This is a genomic window from Chloroflexota bacterium, assembly GCA_016235055.1.
Lineage (GTDB): Bacteria > Chloroflexota > Anaerolineae > JACRMK01 > JACRMK01 > JACRMK01.
On record JACRMK010000022.1, the window covers coordinates 1 to 17,279 of the forward strand.

Annotated in this window: 15 protein-coding genes; 1 reads left to right on the forward strand and 14 read right to left on the reverse strand. The window is 60.0% G+C overall.

Going from position 1 to position 17,279, the window contains the following annotated elements:
- The 14 genes from HZB53_06010 to HZB53_06075 form a co-directional block, all read right to left on the reverse strand.
- A partial coding sequence (locus tag HZB53_06010; GenBank protein ID MBI5877183.1) for a serine/threonine protein kinase occupies positions 1 to 436 on the reverse strand: 436 nt, incomplete at its 3' end.
- A gap of 3 nt (positions 437 to 439) precedes the next feature.
- Positions 440 to 2,446, reverse strand: coding sequence for a serine/threonine protein kinase (locus tag HZB53_06015; GenBank protein ID MBI5877184.1), 2,007 nt, complete (start codon positions 2,444 to 2,446; stop codon positions 440 to 442).
- Between the two features lie 140 nt (positions 2,447 to 2,586).
- A complete protein-coding gene (locus HZB53_06020) occupies positions 2,587 to 4,251 on the reverse strand; it encodes a hypothetical protein (GenBank protein MBI5877185.1) in 1,665 nt (554 codons plus the stop codon).
- Between the two features lie 148 nt (positions 4,252 to 4,399).
- Positions 4,400 to 6,355: a protein kinase gene (locus HZB53_06025; protein ID MBI5877186.1), complete on the reverse strand. Its 1,956-nt coding sequence runs from the start codon at positions 6,353 to 6,355 to the stop codon at positions 4,400 to 4,402.
- A 23-nt stretch (positions 6,356 to 6,378) separates the two neighbouring features.
- Positions 6,379 to 8,178 carry a protein kinase gene (locus tag HZB53_06030; GenBank protein ID MBI5877187.1) on the reverse strand — a complete coding sequence of 600 codons (1,800 nt, stop codon included), beginning with the start codon at positions 8,176 to 8,178 and terminating at the stop codon, positions 6,379 to 6,381.
- 46 nt (positions 8,179 to 8,224) lie between these two features.
- Positions 8,225 to 10,030, reverse strand: coding sequence for an FHA domain-containing protein (locus HZB53_06035; protein ID MBI5877188.1), 1,806 nt, complete (start codon positions 10,028 to 10,030; stop codon positions 8,225 to 8,227).
- A 31-nt stretch (positions 10,031 to 10,061) separates the two neighbouring features.
- Positions 10,062 to 11,123, reverse strand: coding sequence for a serine/threonine-protein phosphatase (locus HZB53_06040; GenBank protein ID MBI5877189.1), 1,062 nt, complete (start codon positions 11,121 to 11,123; stop codon positions 10,062 to 10,064).
- Positions 11,120 to 12,013 carry an FHA domain-containing protein gene (locus HZB53_06045; protein MBI5877190.1) on the reverse strand — a complete coding sequence of 298 codons (894 nt, stop codon included), beginning with the start codon at positions 12,011 to 12,013 and terminating at the stop codon, positions 11,120 to 11,122. The genes HZB53_06040 and HZB53_06045 overlap by 4 nt, the downstream gene beginning before the upstream one ends.
- Positions 12,014 to 12,070: 57 nt before the next feature.
- On the reverse strand, positions 12,071 to 12,526 hold the full coding sequence (locus tag HZB53_06050; GenBank protein MBI5877191.1) for an FHA domain-containing protein: 456 nt from the start codon (positions 12,524 to 12,526) through the stop codon (positions 12,071 to 12,073).
- Positions 12,523 to 13,314, reverse strand: a complete 792-nt coding sequence (locus HZB53_06055) for an FHA domain-containing protein (GenBank protein ID MBI5877192.1) — start codon at positions 13,312 to 13,314, stop codon at positions 12,523 to 12,525. Before HZB53_06055 ends, HZB53_06050 begins: the two co-directional genes overlap by 4 nt.
- Positions 13,315 to 13,332: 18 nt before the next feature.
- Positions 13,333 to 15,000 (reverse strand): FHA domain-containing protein, encoded by a 1,668-nt coding sequence (locus tag HZB53_06060; protein ID MBI5877193.1) that lies wholly within the window; start codon positions 14,998 to 15,000, stop codon positions 13,333 to 13,335.
- Between the two features lie 155 nt (positions 15,001 to 15,155).
- Positions 15,156 to 15,368 (reverse strand): helix-turn-helix domain-containing protein, encoded by a 213-nt coding sequence (locus HZB53_06065; protein ID MBI5877194.1) that lies wholly within the window; start codon positions 15,366 to 15,368, stop codon positions 15,156 to 15,158.
- Positions 15,369 to 15,407: 39 nt separating this feature from the next.
- Positions 15,408 to 15,785, reverse strand: coding sequence for a hypothetical protein (locus tag HZB53_06070; GenBank protein ID MBI5877195.1), 378 nt, complete (start codon positions 15,783 to 15,785; stop codon positions 15,408 to 15,410).
- 315 nt (positions 15,786 to 16,100) lie between these two features.
- Positions 16,101 to 16,343, reverse strand: a complete 243-nt coding sequence (locus tag HZB53_06075) for a hypothetical protein (GenBank protein ID MBI5877196.1) — start codon at positions 16,341 to 16,343, stop codon at positions 16,101 to 16,103.
- Positions 16,344 to 16,445: 102 nt separating this feature from the next.
- Between HZB53_06075 and HZB53_06080 the strand changes: the two genes are divergently transcribed.
- Positions 16,446 to 17,258, forward strand: coding sequence for a sigma-70 family RNA polymerase sigma factor (locus HZB53_06080; protein ID MBI5877197.1), 813 nt, complete (start codon positions 16,446 to 16,448; stop codon positions 17,256 to 17,258).
- The last annotated feature ends 21 nt before the right edge of the window (positions 17,259 to 17,279 follow it).

The following is a 17,279-nucleotide window of genomic DNA, read 5'->3' on the forward strand; positions in this document are numbered from 1 at the left end:
GGATGTTGCTCGGCTTGACATCGCGGTGAACGATGCCGTGCGCATGCGCGAAATCCAGCGCCGATCCAATCTGGCGCGCGAGATCGACAGTTTCCAGCAGGGATAATTTGCCCTGCACGTGCAATCTGTGCGACAGCGTCTGGCCCTCAACAAAGTCCATGACGAGGTAGTGCAAATCCCTCTCTTGCGCGATGTCGATCACGTGCACGATGTGCGGATGGGGGAGGCTGCTGGTGGCGCGCGCCTCCTGCCGGAAGCGTGCGACGAACTGCTGGTCGAACACGAGATGCGGCGCCAGCACTTTGATCGCGACGTCCCGGTTCAGTATCTTGTGGCGCGCCCTAAAGACGGCGCCCATGCCGCCGCGACCGATCTCTTCCAGTATTTCGTATTGGCCGAGCGTGCGGCCGATCAGGGAGTCCGTTGGATCAGGCATTGCTCATCGGCACGTAAAGACATTCTGAGCACGAGAGCAAGCAGCGCCGGTCCAGGCACGAATGCTCTCGATTCCGAAGCTATCCCCATTGCCTACAAAGAACCCGCCAAATTTCTTATCTAGAGCGAAGATGCTGTCCGTGCGAGTAGCCGTAAGTCGGTCGTTTATATAGACCCTCAACTGCTGGCCGACAAATACCAACTTGAAAGTTGTTTCTCCATTTGTTTTCAAGATCAGGTTTTCAACGCTACCCAGATCATCCCATGGGCTGGCCAATGCCGGTCGAAGCAATCCTAGCCCCGCAGGATTTCTTGACCAGGTGGCCTTTTCTCCTTGAGAGACGATAATGGCGAAATAGCCTTCCGGGATCAGAAAATATAATCCTGAGAATCGTACGCGCCGATTGAATACTGCTTGAATCGTGGTATCGCCGTTGATCTGGATGGGTTTCTGGGGCGAAGCCAGCAAACCTTGCCACTCACCGCTCATTAGTGGAGCCGAAAGTGACAACTTGCCGCCCACAATACCATCCACCCCTCGTTGTCCATTCCACCTCATGCCGTCTGCCTGAAACGTGTCGTCAAAAATCAGAATGCTATGAAGCGGTGTAGGGCTTGGTGAGGGTGTTGGTGTCAGACTCAGAAGCGCCTGCCTGGCTTCAGTACCATCAGGCTTGAATGACGCAGCAAATTCAAACCAAGTGATTGCTTCGGCCACCTTGCCCGCGTTCAAATAGAATTGGCCATAGTTGTACATTGCAGCATAGAGCTGGTCATTGATAGTTGCATCGGTTGGATCGACTGTGCGGGCTTGTTTCAATAGATCAACGGTCTGTGCCCAATCCTTCCCCCACACGAGATCGACTTTGGCCATCAATTCGGCAACGCGCCGTTGATCGGTCTGCGTCGCCGTCGATGTCGCCAGAGGCTTTGCCGTCGCGGTGGGCATAAGTTGTGTGCTCGTAGTGGAGGGGGCCGAGGTCGCCACGAGCGGTGGGGGAACAATGGCTTCAATTGCTCCGGCAGGCGCTACTGGCACAGCACTCCGCGAGTTCGTTATAATCAGGATGAGCGCGACAATGAGCGCACACGATCCCACGGCAATCGCGAAGGGCCTCAGACCGAGCCGCCGCCTGCTTGCGGGGGGCGCAGTGGCGTTACTCCCCAGCGCGCTTACCAGTGCGTCAGCCGTCGCAAACCGATCTGCCGGTTTCTTCGCCAGTCCCTTCGCCATCGCAAACCGATCTGCCGGTTTCTTCGCCAGTCCCTTCGCCAACGCCTGCTCCACGTGCGGCGGCAACTCTTTGCGCACGCTCCGAATCGGCTTGGCCGGCGTATGCACCACGCGATATGCCGAGGCAACCGGCGTATCCGCATGGAACGGGTTGGCGCCTGTCAGTGCCTCATAGAGCACCACCGCCAGCGAGTACAGGTCGCTGCGCCCGTCAACCTCCGCGCCCTGCGCCTGCTCCGGCGACATATACTCCGGCGTGCCAATCGACGTGCCCGACCGTGTCAACTGTGTGCCGACCAACGATTTGGCGATGCCAAAGTCGGTCAGAAACGCTTGCCCTTTGGTGTTCAGCAGGATGTTGCTCGGCTTGACATCGCGGTGAACGATGCCGTGCGCATGCGCGAAATCCAGCGCCGATCCAATCTGGCGCGCGAGATCGACAGTTTCCAGCAGGGATAATTTGCCCTGCACGCGCAATCTGTGCGACAGCGTCTGGCCCTCAACAAAGTCCATGACGAGGTAGTGCAAATCCCCCTCTTGCGCGATGTCGATCACGTGCACGATGTGCGGATGGGGGAGGCTGCTGGTGGCGCGCGCCTCCTGCCGGAAGCGCGCGACGAACTGCTGGTCGAACACGAGATGCGGCGCCAGCACTTTGATCGCGACGTCCCGGTTCAGTATCTTGTGGCGCGCCCTAAAGACGGCGCCCATGCCGCCGCGACCGATCTCTTCCAGTATTTCGTATTGGCCCAATGCCCGACCTATCAGCGATTCCATGCCCTGTATACCTTGCGCTCTAGAATCAACTATTTCCAATACGTGTATAGTAATAGGCCATGGGCGCCCGTTCGTCAATCATGTTTTCGGACGATTGACGGTCAACCGCATATCCCGGTAAACAAGTACCATCCAACAATTCATGGGTGAACAAGAAACAGGTCAATAGTAGTTCCATCTTCGAGCAATTCCTCGGGAAGAATAGTTCCATGGATCTCCGTCCGATTGTTGATGACAGCACGACTCAGTATGCCCGATCCGTGAGTAGTGATTGAGAGTGTCTTGCCAAGATGCATAACTTTGACAGACACCCCGCCAGCAAGGGGCGTGACGCGCATACCGCGTGCTCGCACGGAGTCCCAATCCTCGTCTATACCGGCATAGGTTGTAAGCAAAGTGTGCAGAAGAGAACGGCTTGACCATTGATAGGCGGGTGCCCCTTGCGGGATGCCTGACGCTGTGTACCATTCATAGCCTGGGCCATTTGATGGATCTGCCAGATGTCCGGAGAAAGCGTTGGCCATATTCCTGACGATCCGAAGCGCTACGCCAGGCTGTTCATGCATGGCGAAAGCGCGCGCAGCTAGGCCGCCGATCGGAATCCAGTACCCATTGTGATACGTCCCGTCGCGAACCAGCACTTTTTCAAAGATGACATAATCGCGCGGATCATAGTCACCATAGACAGTTTTCGCTGGCGGTGGCATGCCACTTGGCGGCCCAAGCAGATAATCCGCATGTTGACGAACAAAACCCAGAATGCTATCAGCTTGCTGGGTAGTGGCAATGCCATATACGATAGCCAGCATGTTGGTATCCATCTCAAAATAGTCGCGTTCAGAAGGTGTCCAACTACGGAAATGGCCGAAAGCCGCGACGGGGGGGGCATTCCGTATGAATGGGGCGGTGGTAGCCCAGAGTACGCGGCCGATGTCTGCCTTGATGCCCTGTGCAAAGGAAAAATACCGCATTGATTCGCCCTTATTCCCGAGCTCCGCTTCCATGGTGGCCATTGCAAGCGTTGCACGATACCACAGCATGTTCACCTGACCTGCATAACCGGATCGCGCAATCTGGTCCGCCCAATCCGCCGCCACTGGTGGCGGTAAACCCGGCACTCGATGAACTAATGCATTTACAAGGAACGGGCTCCCCGTGCTGTCAACGTGACCGGCCATCCAGGCCCATGCTGTCCGCAATGCCGGAGCGTATCTCTCCAGTTGCGCTCGATCACCTGTAATTCGATAGGCGTCGACCACTGCAGCAATCAGAATCGGTGTTTCATCGTAGTAACCGGATAGCAGAACACTTGCGAACTGCCCGGACGGTTCCTGCAGATTCAGCCAGTACTCTATCTCAGATGAGGTATACGGTGATAGTTGTGAGTAGACATTTGTCGGGATCATTCCCCAAGCAAACGAATCCCGAATCCACGGGCTGTCGTATCCATCGCCAGCTGAATGCGCCCGGGGAGGAGCGCCGGGCGCATTCCAATTCACGTAGAGTAGGTTATAGCCGATAATTCGTAATGCTTCGTCCTTTGCTCTGTTCAGGGATGGCTCTGCAGAATCAAAAATCTCATTCGGGTCAGCGGAGCCGAGTGTGAGAGTTGGTAACGTGATTTTTGTGGGGCCTGATGTGGCTAGGATGGTGACAACTGCCGGTTGTGGTGAAGCCGTTGGCGTGCTCGTGCTTGAATTTACAGCTATTGGGGTCAAAGTAGTCGGGTACTGGCTAGCCGATGAAGGCGTTTGCGCTATTGCAGTTCGCGGGGAGACGAGTGGATCGACCGTTGCAGTTGACACGACCGTCGCCGTCGGCCTAAGTGGCGGTGGCAGGTTGCTGGCAGAAGGCATCGGCACCAACGTCATAGCAGAGTCGGGCGCTCCACAGCCGGCGAGCACTAGACAAAGCGCAATGGCCAAGCCGATTGGCATTCGCATGCAAATCGACCTATTGGGCCGGCCCAAACTCAATATCATCATAGTAGACCGTATTCGGGGTTCCGTTGCATTTTTCCGCCGCATAGCCCAACTCAATGACGACCGTCTGTCTGTCGGAAGGAGTCCGTACGGTTTGCTGCATGCGCTGCCATTGCGTAGTCGGAGTGCGGTCGCCCATATATATGATTTTGGTCTCTGCGATTATCCCCGGAGACTTGAGATATCCCTGCCTGACACTGATACTCGCGGCGCCGTCAGCAATGATCCAATCCTTGGCGCTTCTAAGCCAAAACGTCAAGATATATTGAGTGTTTGGGTCTACATCCAGCGGATTGCTCATCCAGCGTACCCGAAAGTTCTGTCCACCCGGTGTGCAAGGAGGGCCCCCAACTGACACAGAGCGTTGGCCTGTGTTGGAAATATTGCTTTCCCACGTCAGCTTGGCATACTGAAAGGTATCCAGATTCCACCCAATCGGCAGAGACCCCGTTCCCTGTTCGAAGGATGGGTTTGCCAACAGATTGCGCACCGGGCCTACCGTTGGCGTGCTAACAGGCTTTGGAGTGGACGTCGGCGTCAATGCAAGCAATGCTTGCCGCGCCTCGATACCGTCCGGCTTCATACCCAACGCTTTCTGAAACTGCTGTACGGCCTCGTTCAGCGCGCCTTGACTCAATAAGGCCTGCCCATAGTTGTAATATGCGACATACAACTTGTCTCTGATTTCAAGATTACTCGCGTCGGTTTGATACGCTTGTGAGAGCAAGCCAATGACTTGCGGCCAGTCCCTGCCCCACACGCGATCGACCTCCACCAATAGCGCAGCGCTTTTCTCACTGGCCGTGCGCGTGGGCGTCGACGTGGGTGTTGACGTGGTCGTCGGTGGCAGCACAGTTGGCGCCAGCGATGGCACGGCGGGAGTTGTCGCCACACCCGGCGCATTGCCGGTCGGTTGAATCACAAACGGCTGGCTTGTCGGGCTGTTCGTCAGCTCGGGCGGGCGACTGAAGCTTGCCACAAACAACGTGATCACGATGACCAGTAGAGCGCCCAGCACGCCAGCGGGGACCCATACGGGTATGCGTCGACCGCCTGCGCCGCCCACGCCGACTTTCCGGCCTACGGCGGCTTCGAGCGCCGCGACCAGGGCGTCCATGCTCTGGTAACGCTTGCGCGGATCTTTCTGGATCGCTCGCAATACGGTTCGCTCAACGGCGCTGCTCAGCTTCGGATTGAGGCGGCGCGGCGGCGGCGGCGGCCGCATCAAGTGCCCAGTGATGATGGCCCGTGTATCGCCAACAAATGGCAGGTGCCCGGTCACCATTTGGTACAACACAATACCGAACGAGTAGATGTCGGAGCGGTGGTCCAGCGCACCGCCCTCGGCCTGCTCGGGCGACATGTATTCGAGCGTGCCGATGCGCGCGCCCGTTTGCGTCAGACGGGTCTGGCCCACGGCCAGCGCGATGCCGAAATCGGAGAGAAGTGCCCGCCCACTGCGCTCCAGCAGGATATTTGATGGCTTGACATCGCGGTGCACGATATTGCGCTGGTGCGCGAAGGCCAGCGCCGCCCCCACTTGCTGCACAATACCGGACACGATGTTGAGATCGAGCGGCGTTCCGGCTTGCATGATATCGTTGAGTGGCGAACCATCCACGTATTCCATCGCCATGAACGAATAGCCTTCGGCCTGGCCGGCGTCATGGACGCGCACGATATTCGGGTGAGTCAGCACACCGGCCAGATTCGTCTCGTGATGAAACCGCCGCAGGAAGTCCGGGTCGAACTGATAGGCCGGATGCAACACCTTCAACCCGATCGGGCGGTTCAGATTGGCCTGCTGCGCTTTGAAGACAACCGCCATCCCGCCGCGGCCGAGAATCGACACGACCTGGTACTGGCCCAGGGTCTGTCCAATTACGTCTTCAGCCCAATCGCGTTGGGCGTTCGCCGGTTGAGACATATCCATTCCTGATGAGCACCGGGCTATCGGGATGTCGCCACGGGGGTTGGGCTCAACCCGGCCAACGCTTGAGCCGCTTCGACGCCGCCTGGCTTGACGGCCAGCGCCGCCTGGTACTGCTGGATGGCGTCTCCCGGTCGTCCCTGCACCACTAAGTTCTGGCCGAAATTGTAGTGGGCCGCATATAGCTTCTCAACGATCAGCGTATTGGACTGGTCAATCGTGTTGGCCTGCTCCAGCAAGCGGATCGCCTCCGGCCAGTCGCGATCCCAGGCAGCATCCACGCGCGTCAACAAGTCCGCAACCTGTTCGGCGGGCGAGCGCGTCGGCGCCGGCGTCGGCTCGGCGCCGGGAACGCGCGCAAAGCGCATCGTCGCCTGGCCGTCGCTCGTTTCCAACTGCACCAGCGCGACCGGCGCACGCGCGTAGAATTGACGCAAGCCTCGGTTGACGCCGTCAGACAGGATGCCGCCCACCACATAGGGCGTGACGCCATTCACGCGCTCAAGCCGCAATTGTGGCGCGCCGCTTTCAAGGTACAGGCGAGCGTCAAGGGCAACCAGTGTGTTGAGTAGTTTCGCCGATACGACCACGGCGTTGGCCGATCGGATGTGCACGACAGGGTCTTGCAACGTCTCGAAAGCGTAGGTCTTCAGTTCGGCGCCGATGAGTGATTGCAACCACTGATCGTCAACGACGATCGACCGGTCGACGTCAACGGCCACAGCCTTCCAATTCAGTGGATAATTGGCGATCGCCTTCTCGGCGACATCGGCGACGACGTACGACAGCGCAACGATCACGATAGTGCCAAGGATCACGGAGACGATAGCTAGAGCGGCCATCAATTGCAGCATCCATTTCGAAACGGTCATCAACAAGCCCAGGCTGAAGCGCGTGGCGCGCACGGTGCCCTTCCGCGCCAGGGCGCCAAGTCGTGAAGGCGTAAATACCCCGTCGGCTGCTGCGCGATCGACCCGCGCAGGCGCCGCAAGCCCCGGCGCGCCGAGTTTGACTTTGCGCAATGCGGCCGCGAACTCGCCGGCCGTGCGATAGCGCTGCGCGCGGTCCTTCGCCAGCGCGCGCGCGACGACGCGTTCGAGCTCGCCCGGCACGCGCGGGTTCAACTGCCGGAGCGGCGGCGGCGGGTCATAGACCTGCTGGTGCAAGACCGCCAGCGGCGTGTCCGCCCGAAACGGCGGTTGGCCGGCCAGCAACTCGTAGCATACAATGCCCAGCGAGTATACGTCGCTCCGCCCATCCACTGCAGCGCCCGTGATCTGCTCTGGCGACATGTAGGCCGGCGTGCCGATCACCGCGCCGGTCTCGGTATACTGTGTGGCCTCCGCGATCTTGGCAATGCCGAAGTCAGTCAGCAACGCACGCCCATCCTCGGTCAGCAGGATGTTGCCCGGCTTGATATCACGATGGACTACACCGTGGGCATGAGCATAGTCCAACGCGTCGGCCACCTGGGCGATAATGGCCAGCGCGTTGGCCATCGGCAGTCCGCGCTTCAGCGCGTCGTGCAGGCTGCCGCCTTTGATGTAGTCCGTGACGATATACTGAACGCCGTGCACGCGATCTTCGCCGAAGTCATGGATCGGCACGATATGAGGATGCGTCAGTTGTGCGACGGCCTTCGCCTCGCGTTCGAAGCGCTGGCGGAACACGTCTTCATCGGCGTGTTTGCCGCTCAACACTTTGATGGCGACATCCCGATTGAGCGACGGCTGGTGCGCGCGGTAGACTGCGGCCATCCCGCCCTCGCCGACGCGCTCCACGATCTGGTACGTGCCGATTTCCTGCCCAATCAGTTCCATGACGGCCTTTGCCCCGCTGGCATCACGCCAAGATGCCGAAGGTCTGCTACACTCGTTTGAACACCAACTCCACATTACCCATGGTGATGCGGTCGCCGTTTTGCAGCGGATGTCTTCCTTCTACGCGCCGCCCATTCACCACGGTCGGGTTGGTCGAAGCCAGATCATATAGATAGAACTGGCCGCCTTCGAGTCGCACTTTGGCCTGGTCGCGACTGACCGATTGGTCGTCAAGCACCACGTCATTCTTCTGACCGTCCCGGCCGATCGTCGCTTCTGCAGCCAATGGAAATCTCTGCGTGCTCGTCGAGCCCTTGGTGACAACCAGGTACGCCAGTGGCGCTTCCTGCCGATTAAGCACGACGGTCTTGGCCGGACTGCTGGGCGCTTGCGAACCGCCGCCCGTGTAGCGGGTGTCTGCCGGAGGGGTTGGAGCAGTCGAAGGAACGACCAGCGGCGTGACCAGTCTCCCGGACGTCTCGCCGGACGACGCCGGAATTGGCCCGGGGTCATACACGGTCTCTGGTACAAACGTGCGGCGACGCATCATGAGGAATACGAAGACCAGCACCATGGCGACCAGGGCGATGACGAACAAGATCAATGCCAGGCTGAGCGGCTCCCCGGCCACTTGGACGGAAACCGGCTTGCTCTCACCCGTCTTGCCGGTGCTGTCGCTGATGCGCGCGGTGAGCGAATGCGTGCCGGTGTACTTGGTCGTATCCCAGACGAACAGGTCAAACGGCGCCTGGTCACGCCGGAATACTTCGTTGCCGTCTACCATCAATGCCGTGGACGCGACCGGATTCTTGGCGCAGATCTGCGGCGTCAGCGTGATCGGCAGTGACCGGCTCACCGTCTGTCCTTGTTTCAAGGGCAGACTGATGGCCGGTGTCTCGGGCGGCGTCGCTTTGATCGCGGTGAAACTGCTGGCATTGCCCAGCTTGGACTCAAAGGTTACCTGCAGGTTGTATTCGCCGTTGTCGCACGGCGCCTTTGAGGCGTAGCGGATGACATACTGGCGCCGTAATGTCGTCAGCAGGTTCGCGAGGAAAGGCGTCCACTCATCGTCCTTCTCCACCAAGCGGATGCGCTCAGCGTCGAGGGTGAGTTTCATCAGCTCGGGTGCGGCCAGCGCTTTGTTCAGGCCGATGACGAAGACGGGAATGCGCCGCTGGGAAGCCGCGCCGCCCACCTCGGTACACAGGTTGCCGGCCGTCGACGTGGTATCGTCGGCGGCGACGATCAGCAGGACGGCGCGCTGCCCCGTGCGGTTGGCCGTGGTATTGACGGCCTTGTCCACTGCAGCGCACGTGGGCACCGCGCTGTCATTGAAATTCGCTACGCCCGCCAGATAGGCACCCAATGCGATTTTGTCGCTGGTGAAACTGCGCTCTTTCACGTCATCCGGACCGACTTTGACGTCGCCCGAAAAACCGATGATCTCAATTTCGTCCGTCGACGCTGCCTGGTCAATCAATTTCTGCACGATGCGGGTGGCCATCTTCAGGCGGGTGTCGCCGCCGACGGTCTCGCTCATGCTCTTGTCTAGCGCCAGCGCCACGCCGATCGAGAGTTGCGTATCGGCGTCTGACTGCGGTGTAACCGAGACTAACTCGACGGGCGATCCGCTCTCGACGAGTTTGAAGCTGGCGGCGGTGAGATCCGGCACGGGCACATTGTTGGTCCCGTTGGCCTGTACCCAGACCTTCATATTCGGGAACTCGCTCGAATCGCTGCGCACGATGCGCAAGACCGCCTGCCCCTGGGTAAAGGCGGCCAGCGGCGCAAGCGCGAGCAGCAGGCCCAATGTGAACGCAATGGTCAAACGCAGTTGACGCTGTGGGTTCATGCTGAACTCCTTCGTTGGTCTCGCACGGAAGCTAGGCGCGCGTGGAGCGCTTCATGAGCATGGCACCGGCGATGGCGCCGACGCACAGGTTGATGACAGCCACGATGACTGCCATGGCGGCCGTGGTCTTCTCTGTGTAATTAAGGTACGACACGACGGCCAGGGTCGTCGCGCCGCTCACTGCCGAGAGCAACACCACGAGCAGGACGAGCGACCGCCCCGGCGCGGGCCGCCGGCGTGGCGCGGCGGAGGCGGGTTGACTGCGCACGGCGTTGCGGCCGACCGGAAGCGTATCATGCTGGGCGACCGGCGCGGCCGGTTGTGGCGCGCTGCTGAAGACGACCGGCGACTGGGGGCCGGCGCCGTTGGCCTCCAGGCGCGCCGCGAGGGCGGTCACGTTGTCAGGCCCGCCGCGCTGATTCGCGAGCGCGACCAGGCTGTTGCAAATCGCCTGGGGCTCTTTCTGCGCCACGATCGCCTGCTGGATTTCGGCGTCATTGACCATCGTGGTCAGGCCATCGGTGCACAGGAAGAGGTAATCACCGGCCTGTACCGCATGGATGCTGCGATCCACCCGAAGAGCCGCGCCCGCGCCGATGGCCTGTGTCAAGACATTGCGGGCCTCGCCCTCGGAGTGATCGTCGTGCGTCAGCGCCCGCAGGGCGCCGCTTCGGAACAGATAGGCGCGACTATCGCCCACATGCCCGATGAACACTCGCTGACCGGAAAAGAGCGCGATTGTGCCGGTGGAGCCCATCCCACGCATGCCCTCGGAACCGGCGGCCTTCACTTGCAGTTGCTCGCTGAGCGCTTCCAGCACATCCTTGAGAACCGCGGCAAAATAGTCATCTCGCTCAAGGCTATAGTCGGCGATGGTACGGTATTCTCGGGAAGAACGGAACAAGCGCAACAGATTCTCCACGACGAATGCGCTGGCGACCTCGCCAGCCTGATGCCCGCCCATGCCGTCGGCCACCACGAACAACGCATCGACTTCCGGCGCTCCGGGCGGGGCCAGCAGGATGCCGTAGTTGTCCTCGTTCAGCGCGCGCACGCGCCCCGGATGCGTCAGATGCCCGAGCCGGTAGTTCAAGCGGCATCTCGGATGTGCATGAACGACATCGTTTGTTCCGCGAACTTGATATTATCGCCGTCAGTCAGCGGCGCCGGCCACTTGCCTTCGACCTTCTTCCATTCACCACTGGCGCGATCTTTGACGAATGTGCCGTTGGCGCTCGCGAGGTCCCACAAATAGAACTCACCGTTCTCAAGCCTGATCTTGGCATGTCGTCCCGACACGTGGCTGTCCTCGAGAATAACCTCATTGTCCTTCGCTTCGCGACCGATCGCCGTCACATCTCGCAGGTCATACGTCTTGCCGTGGCGCGGCCCGCCTCGCATGACCAGATACGCCAGCGGGCGCGGCGGCTTATTAGTCTCCAGTATCACAGTATGACTCGAGTCACCCGATCGGTTGACGGCCCGTATTTCATCGGTGGGCGGCTCGGACGATTGCCGCGTCTGCTGTGTGGTCGGCTCGGCCGCCGGCTGCGCAGTGGCGCCCAAACCCGACTGCGGGGTAGCGCCAGCGGGTGTGGTGGGGTAGTTGTAGGCTTGCTGTGAATAGCCGCCTTGCTGTGTCGCTCTACTTGCCCAGGCCGTCGAGTCCATTGGGGACTGCTGGCGCGCGTAGAACAGGTAGGCAATCAACCCGATAAGCGCCACGACACTGGCGAGGATGCCAAGGTAGGACAACGGCTCGTAGGCGTTCTTCAGGCCGGCCATCATGTCCGGCGTGACTTTGAACAGCAGCGACGGTATAACCAGAATCGTGGTCACGACGACGATCACCTTCCACAGCGTTGCATCGAGACCGCGGTTCGAGGAATCATAAAACACGGCAAACGCAGCCAACAGACTGACCAGGAATCCGGCAAACACGCCCCAATCTCTCCAAACGGCGAGTACTTGCTGTAGGTCCATGGACGGTTCTCCTCGTGAAATGGTTAGTCAAGCACGCCCGGGATACTCTCCCGGAACTTATACTCGTTTGAACACCAGCACCGTTTGGCCGATCTCGATCCGGTCGCCATCCTTAAGGTCCTGCTTGGTAATACGTTCGCCGTTCAGCTTGGTGCCGTTCGTGCTGGCCAAGTCGATGGCGTAGAAACGTGACTCCTGCTCCTGGCCCTTCTTCACGGCGCCTTCGAGCCGAATGCACAGGTGCCGGCTGGAGATGGCCGGATCGTCGAAGATGACGTCGGCATCGCTCCCCGTGCCAATGAAGGAACCGCGCGCGTCGACCTTCAAGCGGAACGGGCGGCCCCGGGCGGCGCCTTTGACCACGACGACGAACGCCCAAATATCGGGGGTGTCGTTGTCGAGCAAAATCGTATCGGTGGCGCGCTCGCTGCGCCAATCGTCCGGCGCGGCCCGGCGCGTGGAGCCCCCGGCGGCGCCCGTGCGGATCGTCGGGTTATCGTCGTATGCACTCACGAACGCCTCCGCGGCGTCTTGAAGACGAACACCGTGTCGCCAACCTTGATCTCGTCGTCGTCCAACAACATCTGGCCGTTGCGCGTCAGCAGTTCACCGTTCACATAGGTGTGATTGCGGCTTGCCAGGTCATAGAGACGAAACTGGCCGTTTTCGTAATTGATCTGTGCGTGTTGCTTGGAAACGCTATCGTCATCGAGCACGATGTTGCATCCAGCCCCGTCGCGCCCCACCGTGTTTTTCCCCGCGCCGAGCTTGTAGTGGCGCCCCTTCTGGTTGCCGCGCGCTACGAGCAACGTGCCCATGACAGGCACACTATCGTCAATGACCCGAGTGGGATCGAGACGCTTGGAAAGCGGCGCCGGGGTAATCGGCGTCACTGGGTCGGTACGCATATCCGTGGACGGAAGCGAGGGACGGTATGTCACCGTTTCATCTTCGACGCCGGGACCGACTTGATCGCGCCGTGTGTAATAGCCGATAGCGCCGATCAGGGCTGCGACAAGTCCCGCAAAGCCGAGGTAGAAGAAGAGCGGCACGTTGCCCATGCCGGTCAACACGCCGGCAACCAGTTCGAGCGGATTCCCGAATTTCAGGAACAGTGATGGCAGAACGAGGACGGCGCCGCCGATCGTCAGCATTCGCCAAGTCGTCGGATCCGGGCCGCCCGCGCTCTGCTGCGAGTCGAGATACACCCACGCAGCGGCGCCGATCGACAATAAGGCGGCCAGCAACGCGCCCCAGTCGTACCACCACGCCATCAGTTGTATCATTTGCAATCCGTTCATGGGCATTCCTCCTTGTGCTTATGAGAAATTGGGACCGGATGCGAACATGCCGCTTTCGAAGCGCAGGGTCGTGCTTCCGATCTGGATTTGGTCTCCCGATCGCAGGATCGCTGGTTCGTAGATGCGGTCGCCGTTCACGAACGTTCCATTACGCGAGCGCAGATCTTCAATAACAAAGCGCCCGGCCTGGAAGGTCAGCCGCGCATGATCACGGGAAATCTGGCTGTCCATGGCATCAATATCACGCCGGTGCAGCACCACCGCGCCGTCACCCAGCGCGATGCGCAGTCCGGTTTGCGGCCCGTCGACAACCAGTAGATGATGCGTGTGGGCTGCACGCCGAGCATTGCCAGGCTGATTGTCCGCTGTCACCGGCGGCAAGCTCAGGGCCATGCTGGGGTAATAGCCAAGGTCTTGCGCCATTTGCATGGCGTTCGTATATCGTTGGTTAGGGTCCTTGCTGATGGCGCGCATTACGACCTGCTCCAGATGCGGCGGGATCGACGGGTTGAATGTGCTCGGCGGCGGGGGAGGCGTCATCAGATGCTGGCTAACCACGGCGAGCGGCTCCCCTGTGAACGGCGGCCGCCCGGCAAGCATCTCATACAAGACGATGCCCGCCGAATAGACGTCGGTACGGGCGTCGAGATCTTCCTGCCCGCCCCGCGCTTGTTCGGGGGACAAATAGTATGGGGTGCCGATTATTTTGCCGTCGGAGGTCTGCGTGACATGTGACGTGATACGCGCAATGCCGAAATCGATAATCTTGACACCAACGCGGGCATCAATCATTAGGTTTTCAGGCTTGATATCTCGATGCACCACTTGGGCCGTACGGTATGCATAATCCAAGCCTTCACAGACTTGTCCTATTATGATAACTGCCTGATCAAACGGGAGCGGCCTGTACGGAATCAAGCGAGAACGCAGAGACCCGCCATCAACGTACTCCATGGCAATATAAAATGTGTCCTGATAGGTGTCCCTATACGTGCCGAATCTGTATACACGCGCGATATGGGGGTGATTCAGCTTTTGACCGATCTTGGCCTCACTAGCGAACTTGTTTCGAATGTAGTCGTCTGTTTGTTTCAATACTTTGACGGCCGCCACCTGGCCGTTCCGTCTCGAGATGCCCTTGAAAACGACCGACATCGCTCCCGAGCCGATCTGCTCGACAATCTGGTATTCGCCGATCTGTCCCTGGGGATGCGCCGGGGGATCGCCTGCGGGAGGCCGCTGAGGCGACTGCGGTCCGGTACCTTGATTCGGCTCCGCCGTATTTCCGTGGTCACCCGCACGCTGGAACACAAAGCGCGCAGGCCCGATCTCGACTTGATCGCCGGACTTCAACGGTGATCTAAAGATGCGTTGACCGTTGACATAGGTGCCGTTACGGCTGTCGCGATCAGTCAGCAGATACTGCCCACGCTCGAACACGATGATGGCGTGTTTGCGCGAGACGAAGTCGTGCTCGATGTTGATCAGATTGCCCGGGCCGCGCCCCACCGCCATCGCCTTTCGAGTCAACGGGATTTGCCTGCCGCTGCCATCCGTCAAGAACGCGCCGGGCACGGAGCGCGGAGGGCTCCCGGCACCACGTGGCGGTCTGGAGGTCAAGGCCATCACGAAGAAGGCAATGACGATCGCGCCCATCATCACTATGAAAAGAGCGTTGGTATCCATAAGTCACTGTGCTATGACGTTGCTATGAAAACTCGTGCAAGGCAGACGTTGATGGGACTACTCAACGCGTGCCGTTCGCCGTTCCCATGGGACGCCTTTTGGTGGCACAAGGTGGGTTCGCAGTCCTTCGGCCCGATTGCCATGCACCTTCCGAATTACGCTTGGTCGATTTCCAACGCAAGATCAGCGACCTCGCGAACTTCAAGTGCGCTCAGACTAACAAATCGCTCCAAGTCCTTGCGCCGCACCCGCCACCCGCGTCCCACCTTGCAGGCCGGCAAGCGACCGTCCGAGCACCAGCGCCAGACCGTCGTTCTGCTCACCTTGAGGTAGTCAGCCACTTCCTGAACGGTCATCAACTGATCCATGGTCCGCCTCCTGCGCGGGTATACACTCAGCGCTACCGGCTAACCTGTACTGTCCTCTAGCAGTTGCACCATCGCCTCAATCGCCTGCCTGCGGTAGCGATAGAAGGTACGCGGCGATATGTCTAAGCGTTCAGCCACCGCGCCATTAGTCTCCCCGCGCACATAGCAGTAGAACAGAATATCGTGGTAGTATTTTTCACGACTTAGGTGGCCATTAGGTTCCGGCATTCGTAGTTCGCCGATGCATTCTTGCATAAACTGACTAAAGATTCTTCCGCGAGCGAGGAACGATGTGGGTCTGGAGGATTCAGTCGGCATCCGGCGCATTGCTACACCGACAAGCGGGTGCCTGCCCAGGTAGGCGTGGTCCCACAGATGTTCGAGGGCAGATTCGACGAGAGCGTACGAATCCAACATGGCTTGCTCGCGAGATCAACGTGCGCTGTATGCGGCGGCCTGAGTGCGACTGTGAATCGAGCAATGAGACGTGTTGCATGAACCGCTATGAGCGGCCAATGACTGCTATTATGCACAGTTGGGCGACAAATACAATGCCCTTTCCGCCACAAATGTGCCATCTTTATGCCATTCCAGATCCGTCCGCTGCGGCTTTTCGGCGACCAGGGGGACAGGTCCTCAACGCGGCACGGTGCCAAGGCTCTTCCGTGCGTTTCCCGAAGCACATCTCCCTGGCGACGCACACGACGTCGGCGCGCCCGATGTCGATCGCCTTCAGCGAGTCGGGGTAGCGCTGCGCGACCGCTCGGCGGGGTAGCAGCTAAACTCACGCTTCGTGCCGTCCAGAACGGCTAACATGAAATTGCTGATATGGCGGCCGAGGAACGCGGCTGCCCCATCGTGGTCGTGCCGCACCATCGCCTGTGCGATCTCAAGGGGACGCGGGTACGCGCGGTCGGTCAAACACGGCAACAGATTACGCACTACGTATTCGTCGATGTTTACGCGTTCGCTCACTCGAATTGACGTCCATTGCTACTGTTCTATAATGCACTCCAGCCCGGTTCGCTTACATGGCACCCGCTCAAACCGCCGGCTCATTGACCGCCCACGACACCCATGCCGTTGGATCCCAACAACGCCCGCGCAGTCGTACGCGAGGTGCTGGTAGTGTTTTGCCAGAACGAGGCGCCCGACTGGGCGGCCGATCTCGACGCGCACGCTGATTGGCTTGCCGGACGGCTGGCACCCAACCTTGTCAACCAGCGACCACAGAAGCTGGCGGGACTACCCCGAACGAGCGTGCTGGATGCATCGCGCCTGCGCGACTATGTACACGTGATGGTGCGCTGTTACCACGCGCACCTGGGACAGATCCAGCAACTGGCACGGCGCGACAGCAACGCCTGGCAGGCGCTCTACGACGACCTGAAGGCAGTCGCCTATCTCCGCTACCTGACGGTCGGCATGAGCTCCGAGCGTGCACAACAGGAAGCCGAGGACGTCGCTAGCGCCGCCTGCGGGCGCATTTACGAGAGCCAGTATCCGTGCGATACGCCATTCACGGCCTGGGCGCGGCGGATCGTGATCAACGTCATCCACGGCCGTGGCCGCTCGACCGACATCTACGACCGCTCGCCAGGCAAACTGGTTTCGCTCGATGCCGCGCCGCGTGACGGGATCGACATGCCGCTGCACGAGGAGATTGTCGACCCGGGCGCGGAGACGCCGTTCGAGGATCTGGAGCAGACCGATGCGCTGCTGCGGTCGATTAGCACGCTGGCCAGCCCGGCGGAGCGCACGGTGATGATGAGCACACTGGACGGCATGGACGACAAGGATATCGCGGCGCTGCTCGGCAAGACGGTGGGCAACGTGCAGACGATCCGCAGCCGGGCACAAACGCGCCTGCGCGAGCTACGAAATGGTTGAAAGCAACTCATGGTTTCCTGC